General features: G+C 71.0%; 6 protein-coding genes. 3 read left to right on the forward strand and 3 right to left on the reverse strand.

Annotation, left to right across the window (positions count from 1 at the left end; translation table 11 throughout):
• Positions 1 to 2,816: indolepyruvate ferredoxin oxidoreductase family protein (locus DQW85_RS31470; protein ID WP_240197540.1), on the reverse strand; the 2,816-nt coding region annotated here is incomplete at its 3' end.
• A 155-nt stretch (positions 2,817 to 2,971) separates the two neighbouring features.
• Between DQW85_RS31470 and DQW85_RS31475 the strand changes: the two genes are divergently transcribed.
• The gene (locus DQW85_RS31475; protein ID WP_113703428.1) at positions 2,972 to 3,439 is read left to right on the forward strand and encodes an Lrp/AsnC family transcriptional regulator; all 468 of its coding nucleotides are present in this window, start codon (positions 2,972 to 2,974) and stop codon (positions 3,437 to 3,439) included.
• Positions 3,440 to 3,451: 12 nt separating this feature from the next.
• On the opposite strand, the gene DQW85_RS31480 is transcribed toward DQW85_RS31475, so the two are convergent.
• Both DQW85_RS31480 and DQW85_RS31485 read right to left on the reverse strand, forming a co-directional pair.
• Positions 3,452 to 4,045 carry a hypothetical protein gene (locus tag DQW85_RS31480; protein WP_240197541.1) on the reverse strand — a complete coding sequence of 198 codons (594 nt, stop codon included), beginning with the start codon at positions 4,043 to 4,045 and terminating at the stop codon, positions 3,452 to 3,454.
• 121 nt (positions 4,046 to 4,166) lie between these two features.
• Complete coding sequence (locus DQW85_RS31485) at positions 4,167 to 4,505, reverse strand: carboxymuconolactone decarboxylase family protein (protein WP_113703429.1); 339 nt, start codon at positions 4,503 to 4,505, stop codon at positions 4,167 to 4,169.
• Positions 4,506 to 4,763: 258 nt separating this feature from the next.
• Here DQW85_RS31485 and DQW85_RS31490 point away from each other — a divergent pair, with 258 nt between their 5' ends.
• A complete protein-coding gene (locus DQW85_RS31490) occupies positions 4,764 to 5,441 on the forward strand; it encodes a hypothetical protein (protein ID WP_162795532.1) in 678 nt (225 codons plus the stop codon).
• Positions 5,442 to 5,450: 9 nt separating this feature from the next.
• Positions 5,451 to 7,959, forward strand: a 2,509-nt coding sequence (locus tag DQW85_RS31495; RefSeq protein ID WP_113703431.1) for an AAA family ATPase, incomplete at its 3' end; no start/stop codon positions are given.

Genomic DNA, 7,959 nt, shown 5'->3' on the forward strand with positions numbered 1-7,959 from the left:
TCTCCGCCGGCGGGGTCGGGGGCCGGGGCGGCGGGGAGCGCGGCGCGGAGCACCGCCTCGCGGTCCAGGACGGCGGCGCGGCCCCAGCGGAAGGCGGCCAGGTTCTGCTCGGCGGCGGCCTTGTTGAGCCGGATGGCCCGCTCGACCGACCCGGCCGAGACGGGCAGGCAGCCGTGCTGGTAGGCGGCGCCGAGAAGGAGCATGTTGGCGGGCAGGTGGTCGGCGAACAGCGCCTCGGCCAGGCCGTGGGCGTCTAGGTAGAGGTTGTCGGCGCCCCGGGTGGCCGACTCGACGCGGACGATCGCGTCGGCCGGTGAGCCGGGCAGGGCGTCCCGGCCGGTCACCATGGCGGCGGTCGGCACGACGGCGGTGCTGATCACGGCGATCGTGCGCTCCGGCGAGGCGACGGCCAGGTTGGCGTCGGCGGCGGCGCCGAGCAGGTCGAAGCCGATCAGCACGTCGGCGGCGGCGGGCGAGGCCTTGACGGATCCGATGACCGGCCCGGGGGAGATGCGGACGTCGCTGACGACCGGACCGCCCTTCTGCGCCAGCCCCGTCTGGTCCAGCCCGGCCGCGTGCAGGCCGTCGAGGTGCGCCGCCATCTGCAGGATCTGTGAGACGGTGACGACGCCGGTGCCGCCGATGCCGGGCATCCGCACCAGCACCGGCCGGTCCCGGAACCTGGAGACCGGCTCGGTGAGCTCCACCGGCAGCGCCGGCACCGCCCTGGCGTGACGGACACCGGGCTCGACGAGCAGGAACGACGGGCAGTCGCCCTTGAGGCAGCTCAGATCGGAATTGCAGGACGGCTGGTGGATGCGGGTCTTGCGGCCGAACTCGGTCTCCACCGGCTGCACCGACAGGCACGTCGAGGCGTCACCGCAGTCACCGCAACCCTCGCAGACCCGCTCGTTGACGACGACCTTGGCCGCCGGGACGGGCAGCTTGCCGCGCTTGCGCAGCCGCCGCTCCTCGGCCGCGCAGCGGTCGTCGTGGATCAGCACGGTCACCCCGTCGATCCGGGCGAGCTCCTTCTCCACGGCGGGAAGGTCGTCGCGGTGCCGCACGGTGGCGATCGGCGCCAGCCGGGCGCCCCGGTAGGTCCGCGGCTCCGCCGTCGTGACGATGATGCGGCGGACCCCCTCCTCGGCCAGCGCCCGCGTCAGCGCGGGCACGTCGAGACGGCCCTCGGCGCGCTGGCCTCCGGTCATGGCCACGGCGTCGTTGTAGAGCAGCTTGTACGTGATCGGCACACCGGCGGCGACGGCGGCGCGGACCGCGAGGGAGCCCGAGTGGTGGAAGGTGCCGTCGCCGAGGTTCTGCACGAAGTGGCGGTCCCCGGTGAACGGCGCCAGGCCGATCCACTGCGCGCCCTCGCCGCCCATCTGGGTGATGCCCACCTGGGTGCCGCGCCCGTTCCCGTCGAGGGCGATCATGGCGTGGCAGCCGATGCCGACGCCGACCAGCGTGTCGTCGGCGGTGCGGGTGGAGGCGTTGTGCGGGCAGCCCGAGCAGAAGAACGGCGTGCGGGCGGCCACGACCGGCAGCAGGCGGCGCGACTCCTTCGGGGCCTTGTCCGGGCGTGACAGGCGGACCGCCGTCCGGGGCAGCCGGTCGGCCCCGAGGCAGGTGGCCAGCGCCTTCGCCACGTCGTCCGCGCCGAGGGTGCCCCGGGCGGTGAGCAGCTCGCGGCCCACCACGGCGGGCGCGCGTTCGCCGCCGTAGAGGGCCTGCTTCAACTGGCCCTCCAGGAACGGAACCTTGTCCTCCACCACGAGCACCCGGTCCAGGTCGCGGGTCACGGCGGCCAGGTCGTCGTGGTCGAGGGGGAACGGCATCGCGAGCCGGATGAGCCTCAGGCCGAGGTCGTCCATCGCCGTCTCGTCCAGGCCGAGGTCCTCCAGGGCGCGCCGGACCACGGCGTACGCGGTGCCGGAGGCGAGGACGCCGAGCCCGGCCCGCCGCGAGCGGAACGTCACTCCGTTCAGGCCGTGCGCCCGGGCGTAGGCGCGGGCGAGGTCGAGCCTGCGGGTGAGCATGTCGTGCTCGGCGTCGAGCGCGGCCGGTCCGACCAGCACGGGCGACGGCCCCCGCCCGGAGGGGGCGGGCGCTGGAACGCCGTCGCGCAGCCGGCCGAGGTCGACGGTGGCCGAGCCGTCCGCGACGTCGGCGACGATCTTCAGGCCGGTCCACAGGCCGCTGGCCCGCGACAGGGCCACGGCGTGCAGCCCGAACTCGATGATCTCCGCCACCGAACCGGGCGCGAGCAGCGGCATCGTCAGGCTCTGGCACATCGGCTCGCACGAGCTCGGCACGGTCGAGGACTTGCAGCCGGGATCGTCGCCGATCCAGGCCACCGCGCCCCCGAGCGGCACGGTGCCCGCCAGGTTGCCGTGCCGGATGGCGTCGGCGGCCCGGTCCAGGCCCGGGTTCTTGCCGTACCAGAAGCCGGTCACCCCCTCGTGCCGCCGCCCGGGCAGGTGGCCGAGCAACTGGGTCCCGGCCACCGCCGTCGCGGCCAGCTCCTCGTTCAGTCCCGGGCGGAACACCACGCCCGCCGCCTCCAGGAACCTCGCGGCCCGGCCCATCTCCAGGTCCACCCCGCCCAGGGGCGAGCCCTGGTAGCCGGAGACGAAGACCCGCGTGTCCAGGCCGCGCTCCCGATCCAGCCGGCGCTGTTCCAGCGTCAGGCGGACCAGCGCCTGGATGCCGGAGATCGGCACCCGGCCCTCCGTGGCCGTGTACTTGTCGTCGAGCGACACCGTGGACACCGCGGCGGGCGTCGTGGCGGGCGTCGTGGCGGGATTCACGCTCACCGAACCTCCTGACTTGGTACCCGGAGATCCCAAGCACAGCAACGCGGCGGCGGGTGGCGCAAGTATCGGACGAGAAGACGCGGCAAGGACGCAAACTATTTGCACATTTCGGTACTATGGCTAGTGTTCTTTGTGCGTTGCAGAGGAGTTCTCCCATGCCCGACGTGGACGACATCGATCACCGGGTGCTACGCCTGCTGCGCGAGGACGGGCGCAGGACCTTCTCGGAGATGGCAGCCGAGATCGGGCTGTCGGTGGCCGCCGTGAAGCGGCGCGTCGACCGGCTGCGGGAGATCGGCGTGATCACCGGCTTCACCGTGCAGATCGACCACGCCAAGCTCGGCTGGGGCATCGAGGCGTTCACCGAGCTGCGCTACCCCGGCACCACGCTGGTCAGCGACATCGTCCGCACGGCCAGCGAGGTGCCCGAGGTGCAGGCCGTCTACACGATCGCCGGCGACCCCGACGCGCTCATCCATGTGCGCGTCCGCGACCTCGGCCACCTCCAGCAGATCATCGACCGGCTCCGCCGCGCGGGCGACGTCACCGGCACCAAGACCCTGCTGGTGCTGGGCTCGTGGCCCCGCGCCACCCTCGCCCCGCCACCCCGCCGCGCGCCCTGAGCCCGCCGCGGATCAGGCGACGGAGTGGCTGATCGTGCCGGTGTAGGTGCCCTCGACCGCCTCGGCGGGGACGTCGACCACGATCGTCGGGTTCCAGGTGGCGGAGTTGTAGCCGGAGCCGCTCGTCTTCCTGAACGCGGTGTACGGGTGGTTGAGCCACTCGGCGTCCGACGCGTTGGGCTGGCCGGGGACGAAGGTGCCCGTGCCGGTGGTGGCCGTCGCCGGCCCCGACCAGTAGCCGATGTCGCCGTCCGGGACGGTCTCGGCCGGTGTGCCGCCGCCCGTGGTGAAGTCGGTCCCCGACACGGTGGCGGTCCAGGTGGCGCCGAGCGCGGCCCGCTCGTCCGACACCGTGATGCCGCCGAGCGGCCCGCTGATCTGGTCTCCCGGCTCGGCGCTCCCGAGGCTGACCGGGCCGTCGGGCACGGTGACCTGCAGCCCGTCGCCCGAGGTCACGGCGAAGGTCACCGTCGTCTCACACGTGGTCGACGGGGCGCACGTGCCCGCCAGGGCAGGCAGCGCGCTCGTCGCCAGCACGGCCGCGGCCGTGGTCGTCATCGCGAAGGCGACACCTGACTCCAGGGCGCCGAAACGGCTCTTGAACATTGCCGATCCCCCATCGAACCCGCGCCCCCCGGTCGGGTCCCGCGCACGTGATCACATCCTGCTCGGAGAGCGGCGCCGGGAAACGGCGGCAATGCTCATCTGACGACTCCTTTGTCATGATCTATTGAGGCTTGGCGGGACGGTCTCCGGGCCGGGCCTGCCTGACGCGGGCGATCAGCTCCTCGACCTGGGAGTTGAGCCTGGTCCCGCGCGACCAGCCCGCGTAGTGGGTGAGGAAGACGACGAGCTCGCGCAGCTCCATCTCCGAGAGCTGGCCCGCGCGCAGGGAGGCGTCGAGCTGGACGTCCACCTGATCGTCGATGCCCTGGCCGACGAGCAGTCCTAGCAGCAGGAGGCGGCGCTCCCTGACGGAGAGCACGTCGCGTGACCACACGTCGGCGAACTGACGCTCGGCCGTCATCCCGAAGGGGTCCACGGTCTCCATAGCCGGTTCTGTCATGGGGTGCTCCCGATCAGAGGGGTCCTCATCTCTTTCCTACTTCCTGAGAGGAACCAATGACAGGTTGCATGAGAGTTGGATGACGCCCACCCGGCCGACACGCGTGATCGCATCAGCGATGATCACTTATGGGTCTGTAACAAGTCGAGCCAACTTACGGCCAAGATTTGGTCAAGATTTCTCACCGTGCACTAGGCTCATTCAATCGTAAAACGGGCACAACTAGATCGTTGGTCCGTAAAGCGGAGGTAAGCCCGGGTGAGAAAGAGATGGGCTTGGGTCGCGACCATCGTCCCGGCTCTCATGCTGTCGGCCTGCGGACAGCCCGACTACACCTACGTACGCGACAGGGAAGGCACCACTTACTTCAAGGTGCCGTCCTCCTTCGCGCAGCTCGACGCGTACCCGATCGAGCTCTATCTGAGCGGTGACCACCCGCACTCGCAGGCGGCGCTGCTGCGAAGACAGCGGGTGTGGTCCACCGCCTTCGACCAGTCGGCCAAGCCGAGCGTGGAGCACCTGCTGGGCTCGTACGAGCCGTTCGTCTACGCGACCGTGCACCGGCTCACCGAGGAGCAGCGCGACGCGGTCTCGCTCGACGTGCTGCGGGACTTCGTCCTGCCGGTCACCAAGACGGTGCGGGACGCCTACACGGCCCGCGCGATGGCCTCCGGCAGGCCGCCGGCGTTCGCCGGGTTCGAGCAGCTCGACGACAAGGTCCTCCTGCTGGAGCGCGGCGCCAGGGGCGTGCGGGTCCGCTTCAACTACCAGATCGGTCGTGACGTGCAGACGTTCGACCACACCGCCATCCTCGACGAACAGGGCGGCACGGTCTCCGTGATGCTCATGGGCTGCCAGTCGATCTGCTACAGGCAGCGGGCCGCCGAGTTCGACCGGATCGCGGAATCGTTCAAACTGATCCGGCTGCCCGGCTGAGGGGGCGCAGTGACCACCACCGTTCACCATGAAGGCCTGCGCGCCCCCGGCAGCGGGCCCAACGACCCCGACGCCGTCACCCGGAAGAAGATGCAGTTCTGGGACCGGAGCAAGTTCCTGGTCGCACTGACCGCAGCCTTCCTCATCCTCACCTGGAAGGTGATGGCCGACTACGAGGGCATCGTCGCCTTCCCCGAGGCGATGCGGGTCATCGCGCACGAGCATCAGTGGATCTTCTGGCTGCTGGGCGCGGAGGCGCTGCGCCAGCTGCACTTCTTCGTCAGCGAGCGGTGGTCCGGCTACCACCGGTTCTGGAGCAGGCGGGTCTTCGGCGGGTTCGAGCGGTGGTCGCACCGGCGCTTCGACGACTGGACCCGGTTCCGCGTCTCCCGGGCCGTGAAGATCGTGTTCTGGGTGGTGCTGCTCGCGCTCGTGCTCGGCGCCGTGCTCGACACCAGTCCGTTCCTCGCGCTGTTCAGGGCGCCCGCGCTGATCTTCCAGGCGCTGCCGTTCCTGCTCCAGATCGTCTTCCTGTTCTTCGTGATCATCATCCAGTTCGTCGGGCTGTTCTGGTTCCTGTCGCGGGGCGGCGTCGAGACGTACTTCCCGGACGACATCAAGACCCGCTTCTCCGACGTCTGGGGCCAGGACCACGTCGTCGAGCGGGTCAGGGAGAACATCGTCTTCCTCGAACGGCCCGGCGAGATCGAGGAGCGCGGCGGGTACGTGCCCAGCGGCCTGCTGCTGTGGGGGCCGCCGGGCACCGGCAAGACGCTCATGGCCGAGGCGGTGGCCGGTGAGACCGGCAAGCCGTACGTGTTCGTCGACCCGGGCGCGTTCACCAACATGTTCATGGGCATCGGCATCCTCAAGGTCAAGACCCTGTTCAGGAAGCTGCGCAAGCTCGCCCTGCGCTACGGCGGAGTGATCGTCTTCTTCGACGAGGCCGACTCGCTCGGCAAGCGCGGCCGGCTCGCCCAGCAGGGGCCGCCCGGCCAGGGCGGCGGCTGGTCCGCCTTCTCCGGCCACTCCGGCTGCCATGGCCTCGGCTACCTGTCGGAGGAGGCGCGCTCGGTGCTCGCCTTCCGCGGCAGGCGCGAGGCGGCCGAGGAGCCCGGCCTGCGCAACCGCTTCTTCATGGGCGGCGGCATGAACAGCGGCGACCCCGGCACCCTCCAGGCGCTGCTCACCGAGCTGTCCGGACTGAAGAAGCCGCGCGGCTTCTTCAACCGGCTGGTCAGGAGGCTGCTCGGGATGCGCCCCAAGCCGCCGCCCAGGTACCGCATCCTCGTCATGATGGCCACCAACCGGCCCGACGCGCTCGACGAGGCACTGCTGCGGCCCGGCCGCATCGACCGCATCTACAAGGTCGGCTACCCGTCCAAGGCCGGGCGGCTGCGGACGTACCAGGGCTACTTCGACAAGGTCGACCACCAGCTCACCGCCCAGCAGATCGACAAGCTCGCCACGATCACCCCGTACGCGACCGGCGCCACGATCAAGGACCTGGTCAACGAGTCGCTGATCACCGCCATCCGCGACGGGCGCGAGACCATCACCTGGTCGGACGTGCTGCGCGCCAAGCGGCTCAAGCAGCTCGGGCCGCCCGAGGACGTCGAGTACATCGAGCGCGAACGGCACGCCGTGGCCGTGCACGAGGCCTGCCACGCGGTGGTCGCGTACGTGACCCGCTTCCACCTCGAGATCGACATCGCCACCATCGAGAAGGGCGCCGACTACCTCGGCATGGTCGCCTCGATCAAGCCCGAGGACCAGTTCACCCGGTGGAAGTCCGAGTACGAGGCCGACATCATGGTCTCGCTGGCCTCCCTGGCGGGCGAGCGGATGTTCTTCAGCGAGGACAACTCGTCCGGCGTGTCCGGCGACCTGCACTCGGCCACCTACCTGACCGCTCTCATGGAGTCGTACTGGGGGATGGGCTCCGGCGTCACCTCGCTGCCCGCCCTCCAGGAGCTGGAGATCATGGGCGGCGGCAAGGCCCTGCCCAGGCGCGGCGGCGGGGCCGGGGGCGGCGCCATCGGCATCACCGACAGGGAGCCGCGCAGGGAACAGGCCGAGCTGGCGCCCGACGTGCTGGGGGAGCGGATCGAGTTCAACCTGGTCCGGCTGCTGGAGAAGACCGAACGGCTGCTGCAGGAGCACCGCCGCGACGTGCTCTGCCTGGCTCACGCGCTGGAGACCCACAAGACGCTCAACGGCGACGACGTGGTGGCCATCATCGAGCGGTCTCCGGGGCCGATCGTCGACGGCACCGTCTACGCCTCCGAGGAGCTGTACCAGGACCTGGAGGAGTACCACCGCGACGCGGCCAGGGCGCACAAGGAGCACAGCCGGATCGAGCGGGAGCTGCCGGGATCGCCGGCCGAGCAGGCTCTTCCGGCTGTCCACGCGCCGGGGCCGCTCGCGGCGGCATCAGGCCCGCCCACGATGGCCGTGGAGGTGGTCACCGGCCCCACCGGCCCAGGCCCGGCGAGCGCCGCGCAGGGCCCGCAGGGCC

This window comes from Nonomuraea lactucae, assembly GCF_003313395.1.
Taxonomy (GTDB): domain Bacteria; phylum Actinomycetota; class Actinomycetes; order Streptosporangiales; family Streptosporangiaceae; genus Nonomuraea; species Nonomuraea lactucae.

Bases quoted from the DNA above. Each gene is read 5' to 3' on its own strand.
- DQW85_RS31485 (WP_113703429.1), bottom strand. From the start codon at position 4,505: ATGACAGAACCGGCTATGGAGACCGTGGACCCCTTCGGGATGACGGCC.
- DQW85_RS31475 (WP_113703428.1), top strand. From the start codon at position 2,972: ATGCCCGACGTGGACGACATCGATCACCGGGTGCTACGCCTGCTGCGC.
- DQW85_RS31480 (WP_240197541.1), bottom strand. From the start codon at position 4,045: ATGTTCAAGAGCCGTTTCGGCGCCCTGGAGTCAGGTGTCGCCTTCGCG.